The organism is Thalassospira sp. A3_1 (assembly GCF_017744215.1).
Classification (GTDB): domain Bacteria; phylum Pseudomonadota; class Alphaproteobacteria; order Rhodospirillales; family Thalassospiraceae; genus Thalassospira; species Thalassospira lucentensis_A.
This window is the reverse complement of sequence record NZ_JAGHQQ010000001.1, coordinates 707,601-725,805: the sequence shown is the minus strand read 5'-3', so window position 1 is coordinate 725,805 and position 18,205 is coordinate 707,601. Positions and strand designations below refer to the sequence as shown.

Here is an 18,205-nt window from a genome sequence, read left to right as displayed (position 1 = left end):
TTTCTTTTATTGTTCCATATTTTCCGGCTATTCGGCGGCAATCGGAACATTTGTCCGCTGATTATCCGGATTGTCGCGATCCATGGTCAGTTTGGCGCGAAGCTCGTGAATGTCGCGAATGCGCTTGATCTCGTCAAAGCAATCGGCGGCCTGTTCATGCCCCTTGCGGATCATCGCCACCCATTGCTTGATACGCCCTGCCTGATGATTTTCGGTGGTGTCATCGGCATTCATCAGATCGATATAGGTCAAAAGCATCGTCAGGACATCGGACCAGCTTTGTTTTTCAAGGTTCTGGCCCGCTTCAGACGCCTTGATGCGATTGGCCATGTCGGGGGCGGCAATGGCGCCGCGGCCCAGCATGAAGGACGTGCAACCGGAAACATCCCGGCATTTTGCGTAATCCTCGACCGTCCAGATTTCGCCGTTGGCGGTCATCGGGATTGAAATGGCGTCGCGGATGCGCGCCAGATATTCCCAATGTGCGGGCGGTTTATATCCTTCAAGCTTGGTGCGCGCATGCACTGTCAGGTGCTGCGCACCGGCGGCCTCGACCGCGCGCGAATTGTCCAGAAACAGTTCCTTGTCGGCATAACCCAGACGGATTTTTGCACTGACCGGGATATGATCGGGAACCGCACGACGAACGGCCGAAACAATGTTGAATAGATTGTCCGGGCATTTCAAAAGCGACGCGCCAGCTTCGCGTTTATTTACGGTCTTGGACGGACAGCCGAAGTTGATATCAATCCCCGGTGCACCAAGGGACGCGGCAAAGGCGGCATTTTCGCCCATCAATTCGGGATCATGGCCCATCAACTGCACCAGAACCGGCGTGCCCGATGCGGTTTTGCCACCCTGAAGCAGTTCGGGGCAATAACGGTAAAACACGTGGGCCGGAAACAGGTTTTGCGACACACGGATAAACTCGGTCACGCACAGGTCAAACCCGCCCGTCGCACTCAGCAATTGCCGAACGCGCCAGTCGACCAGTCCTTCCATTGGTGCAAGCACCAGATGCGTCATTTGCGAATTATCCCGTTAAATGAAATTGAGTGCGCGGCTTTTAACACAAACCGCAACATCATGCCGGTCAAAAATCACAGATCAGGTTTGTCCTGCCAACAGCAGGATCGGCGAATTAAGGCCAATTTGGCTTAATTCCGACAATGTTTCAGCGAATTTCCCGCCCACCTTCATAAGGTCTAATCACAATAAAACGACCCGAACGAATGGTTCGGGCAGGAGAGTGTGGAAATGCTGTATGTCATCGAAAGTGCGCTGGACGAAGTCGAAGCCGTATCGCGCGATGCCCGTGAAAAACTGTCACGTCTTGAAACCGTGATGAAATCAACCGCGCAAAATCTGAAAATCCTCAAAGACAAACTCGAACAGCCTGCCACCAACGGCTAGTTTCCGGTCTGCTTTTTCAACAAATAGCGTCTTGATCCCTGTTTCTTTGCCCCTGTTTTGGGTAGAATAACCTGCGGGTCCGGCAGACGATCCGGGCGGCTCATTGGTGCGCACTAAAACGGGTGCGCTACCAATAAGCCGTTGATCCGGCTTGACCGGATTGTTGATCAGGATCATGGGGACTGATAGCAAACCGGGCTATGACGGTGGCGATTATGACAGGCCGGATTACGGCCTGCTTAAGACAAAGAGATTTCGAGCTGTCATATAACCGGCAGCCATTAATGGAGGACAGAATTTGCTTTATATCATCGAAAAAGCTTTGAACGAGATTGAAGCCATGCCGCGTGACAAACGTGAAGACCTTGCGCATCTTGATACTGAAATCAATGAAGCCGTCGAGAAGCTTAAGGTTCTCAAGGCAAAACTCGAAGCAGCTGGCGAAAAGAAATAAGACCTGCTGCGATGGGCTATCCAATCAAAGGTCGCACTTCTGTGCGGCCTTTACTTTTGTGGGGACTTGATCAATCCAAGCATTTCCTCGACCGCGGCGGTCGGGTTGGTTGATCCGGCCAGCACGTCGGCTTCAAGGGCTTTGAGGCGTCCGGCAACATCTTGGCGGGCGGTAAATGTTTCAAGCAACCGGTCGCGCAACATGGTCCACATCCAGTCGCGTTGCTGACGGGCCCGTTTGGCGGCGAACTCGCCTTCGTTTTCCATGATGGTGCGGTGTTGGTTGATCAAATCCCAGACCTGATCAAGTCCGTCATTGATCAGGGCGGAAACCATGATCGATTGCGGGCGCCAATGATGGCTGCTGGGTTGCAGGATGCGAAGGGCGGATGAATATTCGCGTTTGGCTTCGCGCGCCTTGGCCGGGTCGGCATCGGCCTTGTTGACCGCGATCAGATCGGCGATTTCAAGAACGCCTTTCTTTATCCCCTGCAATTCATCCCCGGCACCGGGCAGCATCAGAACCAGAAAGAAATCGGTCATCTGGGCGACCATGGTTTCGCTTTGACCGGCCCCGACGGTTTCGACCAGAACCACATCAAAACCGGCTGCCTCACACAGCAAAATGGTTTCGCGGGTCATGCGATTGACCCCGCCCAGATAGCCACTGCTGGGCGATGGGCGGATATAGGCATTGGGATCGATCGAAAGTTCATTCATCCGGGTCTTGTCACCCAGGATCGAACCACCTGACCGTGCACTTGTGGGATCAACCGCGAGCACGGCGACCTTTTTGCCCGCCTTGGTCAGGTTTTTGCCAAATGCCTCGATAAAGGTGGATTTGCCGACACCGGGGACACCCGTAATGCCGATGCGCTGTGACCCGCCAGTATGGGGCATCAGGCGCGAAAGAACATCCTGCGCCTGATCAAAATGTCTGGCATTGCGGCTTTCGACCAGCGTGATCGCGCGTGACAGAATGGTGCGGTCACCGGCCAGAATGCCATCGACAATCTGGTCGGTTGAAAGAACCCGTCTGCGCACCGTTTTGCGGGGCTGGCCCTTGGGGCCGCCCGATAGGGTGCGCAGTGTTTCCGGTGCATTTTGGGGCGCACTCTTTGGCGCGGTTTCTGTCACGATCTTGCCTTCACAATCAGGCCGCTTCCTCGGACGTTGATTCCTTCAGCTTTTCTAACAGGTCACAGGCCGCTTCGGCAATCACGGTTCCAGGCGGGAAGATCGCCTCGGCCCCGGCTTCGTATAGCTTGTCAAAGTCCTGCGGCGGGATAACACCACCCGCAACGATCATGATGTCTTCGCGGCCAAGCTTGTCCAACTCCGCACGAAGCTGCGGCACAAGTGTCAGGTGACCGGCAGCAAGAGAACTGGCACCGACGATATGCACATCGTTCTCGACCGCCTGCCGCGCGGCTTCTTCGGGTGTCTGGAACAGCGGGCCGATATCGACGTCAAAGCCAAGATCGGCAAAGGCGGTTGCTATGACTTTCTGGCCGCGGTCATGCCCGTCCTGCCCCATCTTGGCAATCAGGATGCGCGGGCGGCGGCCCTCAGATTGTTCGAACTCGTTTACCAGCCGGTCGACTTTGGCCAGTGCTTCGTTATCGGCACCGACTTCGGTTTTATAGACCCCCGAAATCGACCGGATCACGGCTTGATGACGGCCATAAACCTTTTCAAGCGCGTCGGAAATCTCGCCCACCGTGCATTTCGACCGGGCGGCCTGCACGGCAAGTTCAAGCAGATTGCCATTCCCCTGATCGGCGGCATTGGTCAGGGCGGTAAGGGCGCTTTCAACATCCGCATTGTTGCGTTCGGCGCGCAGACGTTCCAGCTTGGCGATCTGCTGACGGCGGACTTCGGCGTTATCGACCTGCAAAACATCGACCGGGCGATCATCGGTCGCACGGTATTTGTTCACGCCCACCAGTGTCTGACGGCCGCTATCGATGCGGGCCTGTGTGCGCGCAGCCGCTTCTTCGATGCGCATTTTCGGAATGCCGGCTTCAATCGCCTTGGCCATGCCGCCCTGTTCTTCGACCTCAAGAATATGGGCCCATGCCTTTTCCGCCAGATCACGGGTCAGCCGTTCAACATAATAGGACCCGCCCCACGGATCGATGATCTTGGTCGTACCGCTTTCCTGTTGCAGGAAAAGCTGTGTATTGCGGGCAATGCGGGCCGAAAAATCGGTCGGCAGGGCCAATGCTTCGTCAAGGGCGTTGGTATGAAGCGACTGCGTGTGGCCTTGGGTTGATGCCATCGCCTCGACACAGGTTCTGATGACATTGTTAAACACATCCTGTGCTGTCAGTGACCAGCCCGATGTCTGGCTGTGCGTGCGCAACGAAAGCGATTTGGGGTTCTGCGGATCGAACTGTTTGATCAGTTTGGCCCAGATCATGCGCGCAGCCCGCATTTTGGCGATTTCCATAAAGAAATTCATGCCAATCGCCCAGAAGAACGACAGACGCGGCGCGAATTTATCAATCGGAAGCCCGGCGGCCTGACCGGCACGGGCATATTCGATGCCATCGGCAAGGGTATAGGCCAGTTCAAGGTCCGCGGTCGCCCCGGCTTCCTGCATGTGATAGCCGGAAATCGAGATCGAATTGAATTTCGGCATGTTTTGCGAGGTAAAGGCAAAGATGTCCGAAATGATCCGCATCGAGGGTTTCGGCGGATAGATATAGGTATTGCGGACCATGAATTCCTTCAGAATGTCATTCTGAATGGTGCCTGAAAGCTGTTCATGCTTCACACCCTGTTCTTCGGCAGCCGCGATATAAAGTGCCATCACCGGCAGAACCGCACCATTCATGGTCATGGAGACCGACATCTGATCGAGCGGAATACCATCAAAAAGGGTCCGCATGTCATAGATGCTGTCAATTGCCACCCCGGCCATGCCGACATCACCGGTCACACGTGGATGGTCGCTGTCATAGCCGCGATGGGTGGCAAGGTCGAAGGCAATCGACAGGCCCTTTTGCCCGGCGGCAAGGTTGCGGCGATAAAACGCGTTGGATTCTTCGGCGGTCGAAAAACCGGCATATTGCCGGATCGTCCAGGGTTGCTGGACATACATGGTCGGATAGGGGCCGCGCAGGAAGGGCGGCATGCCCGGCATGGTGTTGAGATGATCAAGCCCCGCCAGATCATCCGCGCCAAAGACGGCCTTGACATCAATGCCTTCGGGGGTGGTCCAGGGTGCTGTATTGACCGGGCTGGTCGGGCCGGAAGTTGCGCCATCAAACAGCGGCAGATCGGAAAAGTCCGGAATCCGGGTCATGGTTATTTTACCCCCAGATGTGAAAGGGCCGTCTCGCAGATCGCGAGAACATCCGCCCCGATAAATATGAAATCATCAATACCCGCCGCCTCGTAATCGGCCCTGGCATCGCCGGGATGCCCGGCAAGGTAAATGCGGGTCGCTCCGGCCTGTTTAAGGGCTTTGGCAACATCGGCGGCCATGTCGGCATATTGCGGGTCCGATCCACAAATGACTGCGATTTTGGCACCACTTTCAACAAATGCCTTGGCGGCATCGCTGGCATCGGCAAAGCCGTTATTGGGGATCGCCTCGATCCCGCCGGCCTCGAAGAAGTTTCGGGCAAACATGGCGCGCGCGGTGTGCTTGGCAACCGGGCCCAGATTGGCCAGAAAGATTTGCGGAAATTTGCCGGTTGATGCCTTGTGGGCATCGGCACGATCGCGCAGGGTTTCGAAGCTTTCCGAAAGACGATGAATTGGCAGCGGATCGATGGTTGTGTCCGCGGCCTTGCCATAAAGGGCTTCATACATCTGTGTGATGGTTGCACCGGATTTGGCCGCCGTGATCAGACCCTCAAGGCTGATGCCGATTGCATCCTTAAACCCGGTCTGGCGGGCTTTGGCTTCCTTGCGGATTGTCGTCAGGTCTGGCGCATCGCAGGTGACTTTGGCCTCGGCGATGTTGGGGAATTCCGACACGCCGGTCAGCGGATCGCGCCGGGTGGCAACGCGGCTTTCGCGGGTCTGCCAGATTTCGGAAATCTCTTTTTGCAGGGACCCGTCGGCAAGGGTCTTGATAATGCCGCCCTTGGCTTCAAGTGACTGGAACCGGCCCCAGGCATTGGATGCCAGTTCGCGGGTCAGGTTTTCGATGAACCATGAACCGCCTGCCGGGTCGATCACACGATGAACGTTGCTTTCTTCCTGCAGGATCAGTTGGGTGTTGCGCGCAATGCGGCGCGCAAAGCCATCAGACAGGCCGATCAGATGATCATAGGGCAGGCAGATAACGCTATCGGCCCCACCCAGACCGGCGCTCAGGCTGGTGACGGTGGTGCGCAGCATATTGACCCATGGATCAACCTTCGACAGGGCCATTTCGGCCGATACCGCATTGATCGTGATGGTGGCGTCATCCACACCCGATGCCGAAAGAATCCGGCTCCACATCAGGCGAAGCGCACGAAGCTTGGCAATCCCGGCAAAGAAATCGGTGCCAACCGCCACATTGAACGCAATCGCACCCGCCGCCTGATCAATCACCATGCCGGTATCGGTCAGCGCGCGAAGGTAGGTCACACCACCTGCCAGCAGGCAGGCGAGTTCCTGCCCATCGGTTGCACCGGCATTGTAAAACGGCGCGCCATTTACCGTGATGGCAGTGGCGTGCGGGAAACGGTCGATCAGATCGGCGGCAATATCAGCGGCCTGTTTGATCGCATCATCGACTGAAACCGGAAGGCACCCTGTTGCGGCCAAGGTGCCAATCGGATCGATGTTGAAGGCCGGTGCGGCGTCGCTTGCAAAATCGTCATCCGCGTCGGCGCTGTTTTGCCCGTCCTTTTCAAGGCGCGCGGCCAAAAGGGCGGCGGCCGGGATTGCGGCGGCACCGGCATCAAGTGCAACGGTCGCAAGGTTGGTATAGACATCGTCAAGTGTGACATCGAGATCGGCAAGGCAGTGAATGGCAATGCCGTCAATGCCAGCATCGCCCGATGTGATATCCGCGCCCGTGCGTGCGGCGGCATCCAGACGTAGCAGGACCGACGTTGCGCCGTTTTCCAGATCATCGAGAATCGCGGCATTGACCGATTTGGGATCGGGATGGGCATGAAGCTGGCGGATGTCCCAGCCGCTGGCGGAGTCCTTGGCATCGACGGCGGCACACAGGACCTGATGGATCAGGCGGGTTGCGTCGTCCTGATCGTCGTTGGTGTAAAGCGGCTGCATCGCGAAACCGTCAAGCATCCTTGTGACCAGTTTCTTGTCAAAGGATGCGCCTTTCAGGCCGGATTCCGCCAGTTGACGCCAGCTTGCATAATCGGCGGCTGGAAACTCTGAGGCCAGCTTTAACGGGTCTGTCATGCTCTCTCCCGGTCGCGGTCGGATCTTTTCGGATCTGGGCCGATATCTATTTTACAACGGACTCCCTCCGCCCGGTACACCCCGCCCGGTCCGGCAGAAACAAGAGCCATCTTTCGGTATCTGGCTTATGCGCCGCCAAAAACGGCGCAGTTACAGTTGCGAGGGCAGCTTCGGCCTTGATCGCGGACATGCGCCGGACCGCACCGAATTCCCGAAAGAATGTTTCATATCGCATCTGCGACATGGCGGTGTTTATAGCACCCGCCCATAATTACGTAAATATGCATGGAAATACCTATTTAGGTCAATCCCGCCGTCGTCTTGCAGCATTCCGTAACGTTATCTTTCTGAAAAGTGGTTGTTTTCTGCCAAGGGCGAGATTGATGAACGGATATTAATGGCGTGCCGCTGCCATTATACTTTGGCCGGATTGTGATGGTTTCTGGGAAAAATTGCGGGGTTTAACCAATTTGACATTTTCGTCTGCCAGATTGGGGCTGTCCCAAATCTCGGAGTATTGCCATCCATGAATGCGCTTAGCGCCGTGCCGCCCCGACCAATGAATGACGGTCTGGTGGTGTTTGCCGACGACAGCCCCAGCGCCAAGGCGGCTCTTGAAACCGTTTTGCGCCGTGCCGGCTATGACGTGGCAGGGTTTGATTGTGCCGACGATTTGATCGACCAACTGGACGGTCTTTATCCGCGGGCGATCATTCTGGATCTTGAAATGCCCGGGATGAGCGGGTTTGAAGCCTTTTGCGAGATTCGCCGCCGCTATCCCAATGCGGTTGAAGTGCCGGTTCTGTTCTTCTCGGCCCATTATGATGCCGATACGCGGGCCCAGGCCGATGCTCTTGGCGCGGCTGATTTCATCAGCAAGGATGCAAGCCCGATGGTGGTGATCGAGCAGCTTAACCGGGCGCTCGATAAATCCATGAGCCATTGCTGAGTTATTTTTGGCAATCGCCTGCATTTTTCATTTTTAGTGAATAATCAAAAAATCGGGTCTTTTGGCAAAAAATGCCGTTCGACCCGATTTTTCGTATTGCTCATATCATAATAGCAAATGCCGTCTCAGGCGTGGCGAAGCTGTGCCGGGTCACCCGATGGCATGGCGATCGTATGGTCCTCGTCCCCGTGGACATGATAAAGCCGATCACTGGCAAGCGTGGTCGACGGATCGATGGTTGGACGCTGGGCGAGGCGGTCATAGATGGCCGCAAAATCCGCATCCATTGCGTCGAAAAGTTGTTGGTAGTCGGTCAGCACGAAATAGGTTTTCTGGAAATCATCAATCGCATAGTCGGTTGCCATCACCCGTTCGAGATCAAATGCCACCCGGTTGGGGGTTGGATCAGATACGGAATAGATGGTTTCCGTTTGCGATGACAGCATGCCCGCGCCATAGGCGCGCAATCCATGGTCGGTCATGATCAGGCCGAACTCGACCATGTACCAGTACATCCGTGCAAGTTTTTTGAGCCCGCCTTTGGCAATCGCCTCGGGCCCCTTGGCACCATAGGCCGCCAGATAATCGGCAAAGACCGGATCATAAAGCATCGGCACATGACCAAAGAAGTCATGGAAGATGTCGGGTTCAACCAGATAGTCGATTTCTTCGGGCTTGCGCAGCCAGACGGTTACCGGAAAGCGCCGGTTGGCAAGATGATCGAAAAACACATCATCGGGCACCAGCCCCGGCACCGCGACAAGGTGCCAGCCGGTGGCGGCATGCAGTTTCTCACTGACCCGGCCGAAATGCGGAATGCCATCGGCGGCATCAAGTTTTTCAAGATTGCGGATGTAATCGGGGGCGGCATAGCCCGGCAGGATCGCCTTCTGGCGGGCATAAAGTTTCCGCCAAAGGTCATGTTCGGCGGCGGAATAGGATGCCCAGTCCTGGGCCACGGTGTAGTCGTCATTGATGTGGCTGTAATCGCCGCGCAGATTTTTGTTCTGGTCCATGACGGTCCTCGTTTGCTCCCTGATGAGACTTTCTGCATGAGCCATTTTACATCAATTCAAATGTCATTTTCGCGCGATGTCGCGGTCAAAATGCGTTATGGTTGATCAGATGTGACCGTATAAACCAGTTTCGGGGCAAAAAATGACCGAGATGCAATTAAGCCCGACCGATATCAAAATCCTGCAAATCCTTCAGCGCGACGCATCGATCAGCAATGTGCAACTGGCCGAAAAGGTTGGTATGTCGCCATCGCCCTGCCTGCGCCGGGTCAAGCAGCTTGAGGCATCGGGCATCATCCGACAGACGGTGGCGTTGCTGGATCGCAAGAAGGCAGGGCTTGGCGTGCTGGCAACCATTCAGGTCCGCCTGCAACGCCATACCGAAGAAGGGGCAGAGGATTTCGCCAAGGCGATGAACGACCTGCCGCAGATCATGTCCTGCTGGGCGATGACCGGGCGGCAGGATTTCCTTCTGGTGGCCCTGGCGCGCGATATTGAAAGCTTCGGGGATTTCGTCACGCACAAGCTGTTATCGATGCCCAATGTGCGTGATGTGCAGTCAAGCCTTGTGCTGAAGGAATACAAGAACCAGACGGCCATTCCGGTTGGTCATCTGGCGGGTGGGTGATCGTTTTGATCACGCTGCACTGCATCACGGGTGATGCTTGCTTTTCAGGGGGAATTTCGGGCATAGGTTTGATCCTGTTCTGAATGCGCCCGGTCATGGAGAGCCCCAAGATGCCTGCCAATTCTGCCAACCAGATTGCTGCCAATCCGATCCTTGTCGAAGCCACGCGTGGCGGGATGGTCGAAAGTTTCCATCGCGGGCGGTATGTCGTGATGAAGGCCGATGGCACCGTGGTTGCCGAAGGGGGCGATATTGACGCGTTGATGTATCCGCGATCCGCGATCAAGCCGTTGCTGGCGATCCCGCTGCTTGAAAGCGGGGCGGCGGATGCCTTCGGGCTTGAGGACAAACATATCGCGCTGGCCTGTTCGTCGCATAATGGCGAGGAAGAACATGCCAAGACCGTTGCCGCATGGCTTGAGAAAATCGGGTTGTCCGTCGATACGCTGGCCTGTGCGCCGCATTATTCGCTAAGCCTGAATGCGGCGATCAAGCAGGCGTCTGATCATGTGAAGCTTTCAAAGGCGCATAATAACTGTTCGGGCAAGCATTGCGGGTTCCTGACGACCGCGCAGCATCTGGGTGATGATCCCGAAGGTTACATTGAAGAAGCCCATCCGGTTCAGCAGCGCCTGATACGGGTTCTGGAAGAAATGGGCGATTGCGATCTGTCGTCCACGCCACGCGGCATTGATGGATGCGGCATTCCGGTGATCGGGATGCGGTTGCGTGACCTTGGCCTTGCCATGGCGCGCATGGCTGATCCGACCGGGCTTTCGCCCAAACGTATCGAGGCGATCAAACGCATTCGCAAGGGATGTGCGCAAGCCCCGTTCATGGTGGCGGGCACCGGGCGTTTTTGCACCGGGATCATGGAAGTCTGTGGCGAGGATGCGCTGGTCAAGGTCGGCGCCGAAGGCGTTTATTGCGCAGCATTCCCCAAACAGGGTCTTGGCGTTGCGCTTAAGATCGATGATGGCACCCAGCGCGGGGCCGAGGTTGCGATGGGGGCGATATTGCGCCAGCATGGCGTGATTGACGATGCCCGTGCCGAGACGCTTAAAAACTATCTGACGCCGGTTCTGACCAACTGGGCAGGCAAATATGCCGGGGATTTGCGCCCGGCATTCTGATTTGGGGGAAAGATGCACAGCATTGCGGCCTATGCCGGTGCAGCAATTGCCGAAATCGCCGGATGCTTTGCGTTCTGGGCGTGGCTTCGGCTTGGCAAATCCATGCTTTGGATCGTGCCGGGTATTTTGTCGCTGATTGTGTTCGCGTGGCTTTTGACCAGGGTTGAAAGTGATTTTGCCGGTCGGGCCTATGCGGCCTATGGCGGGATTTATATCGCCGCGTCGCTGGGCTGGTTGTGGCTGATTGAGGGTAAAATGCCCGACCGATGGGACATGACCGGGGTTGCCGTTTGCCTGATCGGGGCGGGGATTATTTTGTTCGCGCCGCGCTAGGCCCAGTCCCGACATCGGCACCACAAAGAGCGTGATCAGGCTTTAAAGAAGTTCTTTTTCCGTGGGCTGTTGCCATGAATGGCGAACTGTAAATTTGCATCAATTTACAGCCATTAACTCGCGTCAATATCGGCAACAAATCATTGTTCTGTCACCGCAGACGATCTCATCTTCGCAGAGAACAGGTGACAATTATGAGCAGCGATAAACTGACACACGCGAATGGCGCGCCCGTCGTCGACAATCTCAATATCCAGACTGCCGGCCCCCGCGGCCCTGCATTGCTTCAGGATATCTGGTTGATCGAGAAGCTTGCGCATTTTGATCGGGAAGTCATCCCGGAACGCCGCATGCATGCCAAGGGATCGGGGGCTTATGGCACTTTTACCGTAACCTCCGACATCACCCGGTTTTCAAAGGCGTCGATTTTTTCCCAGACAGGCAAACAGACCGCTGTGTTTGTAAGGTTTTCGACTGTTGCGGGGGAACGTGGTGCCGCAGATGCCGAACGCGATATTCGCGGCTTTGCCGTCAAGTTTTATACCGATCAGGGCAACTGGGATCTGGTTGGCAACAATACTCCGGTCTTTTTCTTTCGGGATCCTCTTCGTTTTCCGGATCTGAACCATGCGGTCAAGCGCGATCCACGAACCGGGATGCGCAGCGCCAACAGCAACTGGGATTTCTGGACATTACTGCCCGAAGCCCTTCATCAGGTCACGATCGTCATGAGCGATCGGGGCATTCCAAAATCCTATCGCACGATGCACGGGTTTGGCAGCCATACCTTCAGCATGATCAATGAGGCCAACGAACGCGTTTGGGTAAAGTTTCACTGGCGTAGCAGTCAGGGCATTGAAAATTTAACCGATGAGGATGCCGGGACGGTTATCGGTGCGGACCGAGAAAGCCATCAACGCGACCTTTATAACGCCATCGAACAGGGAAATTACCCATCCTGGACGCTTTATGTTCAGGTCATGACGGCTGAAGACGCGCAGCAGCACCGCCATAATCCTTTCGATCTGACAAAGGTATGGCCGAAATGCGATTTCCCGTTGCACGAAGTCGGGGTCATGGAGCTGAACCGTAATCCCGAGAATGTCTTTGCCGAGGTGGAGCAGGCGGCCTTCAGCCCGGCGAACATTGTTCCGGGTATCGGGTTTTCCCCCGACAAGATGCTTCAGGCCCGGCTGTTTTCCTATGGCGATGCCCAGCGTTACAGGCTTGGCGTCAATCATACGTCCATTCCGGTCAATGCGCCCAAATGCCCATACCATTCATATCATCGCGACGGACAAATGCGCGTTGACGGGAATGCAGGATCAACAATTGCCTATTACCCGAATTCGCAATCAGAATGGGAAACCGGACGGGAACTTGATCCCCCGCTGCCACTCGACGGTGATGCTGATCATCATGACCACCGGGTCATGGAGGATCATTACGAACAGCCTGGCAATCTGTTTCGGCTGATGTCGCCAGCACAGCAAAAGACATTGTTTGAAAATACCGCGCGCTCCATCCGGGATGCCGATCCCGTGATACAGCGGCGTCATATTGCAAACTGCACACTTGCGGACCCTGCCTATGGTGACGGTATCGCAAGTGCACTTGGCATTTCGCTTTGACCTCCTGAATGAACAGGTTTTCCGACATGATTACAAAAGCAGTAACCGGCGCGATTGCGACCGGCGCGTTATTGATGTCAATAACATCCGTACTTGCACATTCAATCAAATCCGAGCCGTCGGAGGCGGTTCAGGCCTCATTCGACATTGTCGATACAATGATAGTGACCAAGGGTGAAATAGCAATTTTCTCCACCCGTGTTCGCGGGGAGGCGGGAAAGGACAAGCCAGACGCAACAGGACAGTTCGAAGGATCGAGTGTTTACGCCTATGTCTGGCCGACCAGTCTTGATAGCAGTGAGATCGGGTTTGAAAAAGCGCAGGGAATTGTTGCGCTTGCCGTGACGTTTCATCCCGATTTTGACGATGCAGCTTATGGCGGAACGAACCGGCATATCTGGCACCCGCATTGGGTTGTTCTTGCCAAGGATGAGGCCTGTGGCGGCGGATTGAAGGTCGTGGACATTCCCGCGGGTACAACACCCAAAGTGCCGCCAACCTGGCCCGGTGTTCCCATCCTGATCGACAGCCCGGAATACGAAACCGTCTTTGACGGTGATACAGTTGATGTCACCATCCCGGTTGCGCTTATCGGGGGTATCAGCACGGCCAGCTATGATGGTGTAACAGCGGGCCTGAAAATCAACGGCAACCTCCATGCGCCCCTGCTTTGTGTCAGTGACGTTTTCAAGGTTGCCTCTGGCGACCTAAGTTTGCCGGGCAAGGTTGTTCCTGCCAAGTAGTAGAACACGCTTGGGCTTAGTCGGGTTGGCCGGGGAAACATCTTCGTTTCCCCGGCCAACTCCGTTGTTTTGATGACAGATAAACCAATCCGGTCTTAGCGCGCCGCCCAAAGCAGGCCGCGGCGGACGATTTCGTGCATCTGGGGAACCTTGAATTCGTCGGCCACGTGGCCAAGGGCCGAGTAGAAGACACGGGCCTTGCCATAGCGGTGTTTCCAGACAACCGGCATTTTCACCCCGTCGATCCATGGGGCATGTTCGCCGGTGAAGGTGGTTTCGGCCAGCACATCAATCGCTGGGTCGATATGCATGTAATACTGTTCGGAATGGTAATCGAAATCGCCGATGCCTTCGACAACGGGATCATCGGGTTTGGTAATGTTGACGCGGTAATCAATGATATTGCCCGGATGGGCGACCCATTGCCCGCCGACAATGAATTGATAGGCCGGTTCCATGCGGAACGTATCACCCATGCCACCATGAAAACCGCCAAGCCCGGTTCCGGCTGCAATGGCGGCAACCAGATTATCGAGCGCATCCTTTTCAACCGTCGTCTGGGTGCAGAGAGGCACAATCAGATCAAACCGATCAAGGTCTTCGCGTGCAAGGCAGTCTGTGCCTTCGACCCGTTCGGTGTTGAAGTTTTCGTTGCGCAGCATGGTGTCGATAACTTTGGCGCAGGCTTCGGGTTCGTGTCCTTCCCATCCGCCGTAGAAGATGAGGGCTGATTTCTGGGGCATGGATTTATCCTTTATGCGTGAATTTGGCCGACGGACAGGTTTGGTGCGAGCCCGTCGGGTCGGTCACAATGGCTTTGGATGGCGATGGTGCGTTGTTCGAGGGTGGCGGTCAGGAGGCTTTCCATCACGTCAAGAACATGCAGGGCGAGTTTGCCACTGGCACGGTGCGGACGATTATTGAGAATGGCATCGGCCATATCGGCGATGCCGATCCCGCGATAATTGTCATCGCCATAGCCATGCGTCATTGGCATGTCCTGCCAGTCCTCGTCACGGCGATAGAGTGCGACGGTGCCATCAAAGCGGTTTGGATCGGGCACAAGCAGGGAGCCTTCGCTGCCATAGACTTCAAGCGGGGTGTGGCGGTGTGCCTCGACATCAAAACTGGTGGTGATCTGAACCAGTGCGCCGCTGGTGAATTCCATGACACCGGTAATATGGGTCGGCGTGGTGACGGGGATTTCCTGCCCCTTGCGGGGGCCGGATTCAATGACGCGGGTGGTGCGGCTGCTTCGCCCCATGCCCGAAACACGTGATACCGGCCCCAGCATATTGACCATCGCGGTGATGTAATAAGGCCCCATATCAAGCAGCGGACCGCCGCCATCCCGCACATAGTAGAAATCCGGGTTGGGATGCCAGCGTTCGTGACCGGGCAGCATCAAGGTAGCGGTCCCGGCCAGGGGAGTGCCGATTTTGCCCTGATCAATCAGGGCGCGTGCGGTCTGGTGACTGCCGCCAAGGAAGGTATCGGGCGCGCAGCCGACCCGCACACCTTTTTGGGCTGCGAGCGATAGCAGGGCACGGGCATCGGCGACATTTCCGGTTAGCGGTTTTTCGGAATAGACATGTTTGCCGGCATTTACCGCCGCCATGCTGACATCCATGTGGGCGGCCGGGATTGTCAGATTCAGGATGATATCAATGTCATCGCGGGCCAGAAGGGCATCGACGGTCAGGGCATCGACGTTGAATGCCTCGGCGCGGATGCGCGCCGCATTCGGGTTCAGATCGGCGACGGCCTTGATGTCGATCTGCGGGAAGGTTTGGGCACGTTTAAGGTATATTTCGCTGATTACACCGCATCCGATGATACCAACGCCAAGTGATGATGTTGTCATAACGCGTTTTTCCGTTCAGGTGGCGGGCGCAGAAAGTGCATCTTTGGTGTGGATTTTCCGGCCATCCTTGCCAAACAGATGCAGGTGTTTTTCATCCGGGGTCAGGAAAACACGATCCCCGGTACGAAGGGGGTGATGGCCGGGCAGGCGCACGGTAACGGACCCGAAATCATCGGTTTCCATATAGACGACCGTGTCGCTGCCAAGATTTTCAATCACCCCGACCCTGGCGGCCCATTTGCCGTTTTCCATATGGGTTTCGAGATGTTCGGGGCGGATGCCAACCGATTTGATGTCATCGCGGCCAATGGCCTGACCGGGCAGCAGGTTCATTTTCGGTGACCCGATGAAGGCGGCGACAAATTCGGTTTGCGGATTGTCGTAAAGTTCCATCGGCGGTCCGACCTGTTCGATGCGACCGGCATTCATCACCACGATCTGATCGGCAAGCGTCATGGCTTCGACCTGATCGTGGGTGACATAAACTATGGTCGCACCGATGGATTGGTGCAGTTCGGCCAGTTCGACACGCATCTGGGTCCGCAGGGCGGCATCCAGGTTTGAAAGCGGTTCATCAAACAGGAAGACCTTGGGATTGCGCACAATCGACCGCCCGATGGCAACGCGTTGACGTTGCCCGCCGGAAAGTTCGGACGGTTTGCGATCCAGCAAAGGTTCAAGATGCAGGCGTTTGGCGGCATCCCTGACGCGTTCTTCGCGTTCAGAGGCGGGCATTTTCATCAGACGCAGGCCAAAATCGATATTCTGTGCCACCGTCATATGCGGATAAAGCGCATAGGATTGGAACACCATCGAAATGCCCCTGTTGGATGGTTCGAAACCGGTGACGTCAGTGCCGCCGATTTCAATCGTCCCGGATGTCGGTTTTTCCAGACCGGCAATCATGCGAAGCAGGGTCGATTTGCCGCAACCCGATGGCCCGACCAGAACGGTAAAGGAGCCATGCGGGATTTCGAGTTCGATATCAGGGATGACTTCGATGGGGCCGAAGCATTTATTGATATGTCTGAGATGAACGTCAGCCATTGTTGCGTTCCCCGTTGGCTTGATAGATGAAATGAGCAAAATCGGCGTGAATGCCGCGGCCGCTATTGTCATGGGCGGCCATGCCGATGAAGGCACCGGTGAAGTTCGTGCCTTCGCCGCTTCCGGCTTCGTCAGACAGGGCGGTGTGATCGAGGACCGCATCGATCATGGTCCAGTCCCCACCGGGAAGGGCATAGCGGAAGCGCAATTCCGGCCCGTTCACATCGACGCCAAGGCGGATGACACCGTCTTTCGGAAGGTCGATAGACGCCGGCAGCGGGTAGGTCAGCCGGGCATAGGGGAAATCGCCCGGGCAGCTATAGATGTTGAGTTTCCGGTTGCCGTCTTCGTCGGCGGTGACAGCAAGGTAATGGTACTGGAACCGGTTGTACCACGCCATCAGGCCCGCCATCTGCTGGAAGTCCAGTGGGGTAAATTCGACAACGGTTTCGGCACTGTAATTGATGTCGGTCTGGCGACGGGCCACAAGGGAATGTTCGAATGCGCCCCCCGGTGCCTGACGCCCGAACAGGCGCAGATGCCCCGGCCGTTCGCCAAGCGAAAAGAGGCGTTCGGGTTCGGGGGTGCGCAGCCATTGGAACGTGGCAGGTAGGTCGCCCGGTGTGAAATCAATACGCGACGGTTCGGCTTCGAACGGATGGGGTTCAAGATCGGGGGCCGGGACCGTCAGGTCAGGCTGGTTGGTGCCATTGGCCAGACGGGGCCATTCGCCTTTTTCCCAAACAAGTTTCTGGATCGCGGTTTCGCGGCCCAAGGGGGATCTTTTGGTGCCGGGCAGCGGACGGCTGCACAGATGCACCATATAAAATTCACCATTCTGCGTTTCGACAATATCGGCATGGCCCGCACGTTGCAGCGGGTTTTCGGGATTGTCCTTGGACGTCAGGATATGTTTGGCCGGATCGGTTTCATACGGGCCGGTCAGTTCACGTGACCGGGCGATGGTCACGGCGTGGTTATAGCCGGTGCCGCCTTCGGCCACGAGCAGATAGTAATAGCCATCGCGACGATAAAGATGCGGGCCTTCGGTAAACAGGTGATCGGTCCCGCGATAGATGTTGCGGATCGGTCCGACAAGTTTCTGTTCGGTAATGGCGTATTCCTGAAGGGCGATACCGACAAAGCGTTCACCGACCACCTGATTATGATCCCAGATCATGTTGATCAGCCATTTGCGGCCGTCATCATCATGGAACAGCGACGGGTCAAAACCCGATGCGTTGAGATAGATCGGATCAGACCACGGGCCATCAATGGCGGGGGCGGTCACAAGATAGTTTGGCGTATCCTTGAAGGCGCCGTCCTTGCGTTTGACGTCGGTATAAATCAGCCAGAACAGACCATCGGCATAGGTCAGGCAGGGCGCCCAGATTCCGCCGGAATCCGGGTTGCCACGCATATCGAGTTGCGATTTTCGGTTTAACGGACGCGATATCAGTTTCCAGTTCACCAGATCGCGGGAATGGTGAATTTGCACACCGGGGAACCATTCGAAAGTCGATGTCGCGATGTAATAATCATCGCCAACGCGGCAGATTGACGGGTCCGGGTTGAAACCGGGCAGGATGGGGTTCTGGATCATTTCAGCAGACATGGCA

The 18,205-nt window shown here is 56.1% G+C and carries 17 protein-coding genes and 1 riboswitch; of the genes, 8 read left to right on the top strand and 9 right to left on the bottom strand.

Annotated elements, in window-relative coordinates:
* Window positions 1-27: 27 nt before the first annotated feature.
* On the bottom strand, window positions 28-1,026 hold the full coding sequence (locus J7395_RS03290) for a tRNA-dihydrouridine synthase (RefSeq protein ID WP_209220509.1): 999 nt from the start codon (window positions 1,024-1,026) through the stop codon (window positions 28-30).
* A gap of 231 nt (window positions 1,027-1,257) precedes the next feature.
* Between J7395_RS03290 and J7395_RS03285 the strand changes: the two genes are divergently transcribed.
* Both J7395_RS03285 and J7395_RS03280 read left to right on the top strand, forming a co-directional pair.
* On the top strand, window positions 1,258-1,413 hold the full coding sequence (locus tag J7395_RS03285; RefSeq protein WP_156487991.1) for a hypothetical protein: 156 nt from the start codon (window positions 1,258-1,260) through the stop codon (window positions 1,411-1,413).
* 298 nt (window positions 1,414-1,711) lie between these two features.
* Window positions 1,712-1,867 (top strand): hypothetical protein, encoded by a 156-nt coding sequence (locus tag J7395_RS03280; protein ID WP_156484587.1) that lies wholly within the window; start codon window positions 1,712-1,714, stop codon window positions 1,865-1,867.
* 50 nt (window positions 1,868-1,917) lie between these two features.
* On the opposite strand, the gene meaB is transcribed toward J7395_RS03280, so the two are convergent.
* The 3 genes from meaB to J7395_RS03265 are packed head-to-tail and all read right to left on the bottom strand — an operon-like array spanning window position 1,918 to window position 7,242.
* Window positions 1,918-3,003 carry a methylmalonyl Co-A mutase-associated GTPase MeaB gene (gene meaB, locus J7395_RS03275; RefSeq protein WP_209220508.1) on the bottom strand — a complete coding sequence of 362 codons (1,086 nt, stop codon included), beginning with the start codon at window positions 3,001-3,003 and terminating at the stop codon, window positions 1,918-1,920.
* Between the two features lie 16 nt (window positions 3,004-3,019).
* Entirely contained in the window at window positions 3,020-5,176 is a 2,157-nt protein-coding gene (gene scpA / locus J7395_RS03270) for a methylmalonyl-CoA mutase (protein ID WP_209220507.1), read from the bottom strand.
* Window positions 5,177-5,178: 2 nt separating this feature from the next.
* Entirely contained in the window at window positions 5,179-7,242 is a 2,064-nt protein-coding gene (locus J7395_RS03265) for a methylmalonyl-CoA mutase family protein (protein ID WP_209220506.1), read from the bottom strand.
* Between the two features lie 114 nt (window positions 7,243-7,356).
* Window positions 7,357-7,456: riboswitch (cobalamin riboswitch) on the bottom strand.
* Between the two features lie 312 nt (window positions 7,457-7,768).
* Here J7395_RS03265 and J7395_RS03260 point away from each other — a divergent pair.
* On the top strand, window positions 7,769-8,191 hold the full coding sequence (locus J7395_RS03260) for a response regulator (RefSeq protein WP_007091698.1): 423 nt from the start codon (window positions 7,769-7,771) through the stop codon (window positions 8,189-8,191).
* Window positions 8,192-8,316: 125 nt separating this feature from the next.
* Here the strand turns inward: J7395_RS03260 and phhA are convergent, their stop codons facing one another.
* Window positions 8,317-9,207 (bottom strand): phenylalanine 4-monooxygenase, encoded by an 891-nt coding sequence (gene phhA / locus J7395_RS03255; protein WP_209220505.1) that lies wholly within the window; start codon window positions 9,205-9,207, stop codon window positions 8,317-8,319.
* 142 nt (window positions 9,208-9,349) lie between these two features.
* Here phhA and J7395_RS03250 point away from each other — a divergent pair, with 142 nt between their 5' ends.
* The 5 genes from J7395_RS03250 to J7395_RS03230 all read left to right on the top strand — a co-directional run bounded on the left by J7395_RS03250 (window position 9,350) and on the right by J7395_RS03230 (window position 13,675).
* Window positions 9,350-9,835: an Lrp/AsnC family transcriptional regulator gene (locus J7395_RS03250; protein ID WP_209220504.1), complete on the top strand. Its 486-nt coding sequence runs from the start codon at window positions 9,350-9,352 to the stop codon at window positions 9,833-9,835.
* Window positions 9,836-9,945: 110 nt separating this feature from the next.
* On the top strand, window positions 9,946-10,968 hold the full coding sequence (locus tag J7395_RS03245; protein ID WP_209220503.1) for an asparaginase: 1,023 nt from the start codon (window positions 9,946-9,948) through the stop codon (window positions 10,966-10,968).
* A gap of 12 nt (window positions 10,969-10,980) precedes the next feature.
* The gene (locus tag J7395_RS03240) at window positions 10,981-11,301 is read left to right on the top strand and encodes a YnfA family protein (RefSeq protein WP_209220502.1); all 321 of its coding nucleotides are present in this window, start codon (window positions 10,981-10,983) and stop codon (window positions 11,299-11,301) included.
* A 194-nt stretch (window positions 11,302-11,495) separates the two neighbouring features.
* Window positions 11,496-12,932 carry a catalase gene (locus J7395_RS03235; RefSeq protein WP_209220501.1) on the top strand — a complete coding sequence of 479 codons (1,437 nt, stop codon included), beginning with the start codon at window positions 11,496-11,498 and terminating at the stop codon, window positions 12,930-12,932.
* A gap of 26 nt (window positions 12,933-12,958) precedes the next feature.
* Complete coding sequence (locus J7395_RS03230; RefSeq protein WP_209220500.1) at window positions 12,959-13,675, top strand: hypothetical protein; 717 nt, start codon at window positions 12,959-12,961, stop codon at window positions 13,673-13,675.
* 95 nt (window positions 13,676-13,770) lie between these two features.
* Here J7395_RS03230 and J7395_RS03225 read toward each other — a convergent pair whose 3' ends face one another.
* Genes J7395_RS03225 through J7395_RS03210 form a run of 4 tightly spaced genes read right to left on the bottom strand, consistent with a single transcriptional unit; the run spans window position 13,771 to window position 18,201 of the window.
* Window positions 13,771-14,418 (bottom strand): ThuA domain-containing protein, encoded by a 648-nt coding sequence (locus J7395_RS03225; protein WP_209220499.1) that lies wholly within the window; start codon window positions 14,416-14,418, stop codon window positions 13,771-13,773.
* An 11-nt stretch (window positions 14,419-14,429) separates the two neighbouring features.
* A complete protein-coding gene (locus J7395_RS03220) occupies window positions 14,430-15,539 on the bottom strand; it encodes a Gfo/Idh/MocA family oxidoreductase (RefSeq protein ID WP_209220498.1) in 1,110 nt (369 codons plus the stop codon).
* 15 nt (window positions 15,540-15,554) lie between these two features.
* The gene (locus tag J7395_RS03215; RefSeq protein WP_209220497.1) at window positions 15,555-16,586 is read right to left on the bottom strand and encodes an ATP-binding cassette domain-containing protein; all 1,032 of its coding nucleotides are present in this window, start codon (window positions 16,584-16,586) and stop codon (window positions 15,555-15,557) included.
* Entirely contained in the window at window positions 16,579-18,201 is a 1,623-nt protein-coding gene (locus J7395_RS03210; RefSeq protein ID WP_247741936.1) for a glycoside hydrolase family 43 protein, read from the bottom strand. Before J7395_RS03210 ends, J7395_RS03215 begins: the two co-directional genes overlap by 8 nt.
* Window positions 18,202-18,205: the final 4 nt, after the last annotated feature.

Coding starts and splice junctions, on each gene's coding strand:
- J7395_RS03285 (WP_156487991.1), top strand. CDS start 1,258: ATGCTGTATGTCATCGAAAGTGCGCTGGACGAAGTCGAAGCCGTATCG.
- J7395_RS03260 (WP_007091698.1), top strand. CDS start 7,769: ATGAATGCGCTTAGCGCCGTGCCGCCCCGACCAATGAATGACGGTCTG.
- J7395_RS03210 (WP_247741936.1), bottom strand. CDS start 18,201: ATGTCTGCTGAAATGATCCAGAACCCCATCCTGCCCGGTTTCAACCCG.
- J7395_RS03235 (WP_209220501.1), top strand. CDS start 11,496: ATGAGCAGCGATAAACTGACACACGCGAATGGCGCGCCCGTCGTCGAC.
- J7395_RS03245 (WP_209220503.1), top strand. CDS start 9,946: ATGCCTGCCAATTCTGCCAACCAGATTGCTGCCAATCCGATCCTTGTC.
- J7395_RS03290 (WP_209220509.1), bottom strand. CDS start 1,026: ATGACGCATCTGGTGCTTGCACCAATGGAAGGACTGGTCGACTGGCGC.
- scpA (WP_209220507.1), bottom strand. CDS start 5,176: ATGACCCGGATTCCGGACTTTTCCGATCTGCCGCTGTTTGATGGCGCA.
- J7395_RS03225 (WP_209220499.1), bottom strand. CDS start 14,418: ATGCCCCAGAAATCAGCCCTCATCTTCTACGGCGGATGGGAAGGACAC.
- J7395_RS03240 (WP_209220502.1), top strand. CDS start 10,981: ATGCACAGCATTGCGGCCTATGCCGGTGCAGCAATTGCCGAAATCGCC.
- J7395_RS03250 (WP_209220504.1), top strand. CDS start 9,350: ATGACCGAGATGCAATTAAGCCCGACCGATATCAAAATCCTGCAAATC.
- phhA (WP_209220505.1), bottom strand. CDS start 9,207: ATGGACCAGAACAAAAATCTGCGCGGCGATTACAGCCACATCAATGAC.
- J7395_RS03265 (WP_209220506.1), bottom strand. CDS start 7,242: ATGACAGACCCGTTAAAGCTGGCCTCAGAGTTTCCAGCCGCCGATTAT.
- J7395_RS03230 (WP_209220500.1), top strand. CDS start 12,959: ATGATTACAAAAGCAGTAACCGGCGCGATTGCGACCGGCGCGTTATTG.
- J7395_RS03220 (WP_209220498.1), bottom strand. CDS start 15,539: ATGACAACATCATCACTTGGCGTTGGTATCATCGGATGCGGTGTAATC.
- J7395_RS03215 (WP_209220497.1), bottom strand. CDS start 16,586: ATGGCTGACGTTCATCTCAGACATATCAATAAATGCTTCGGCCCCATC.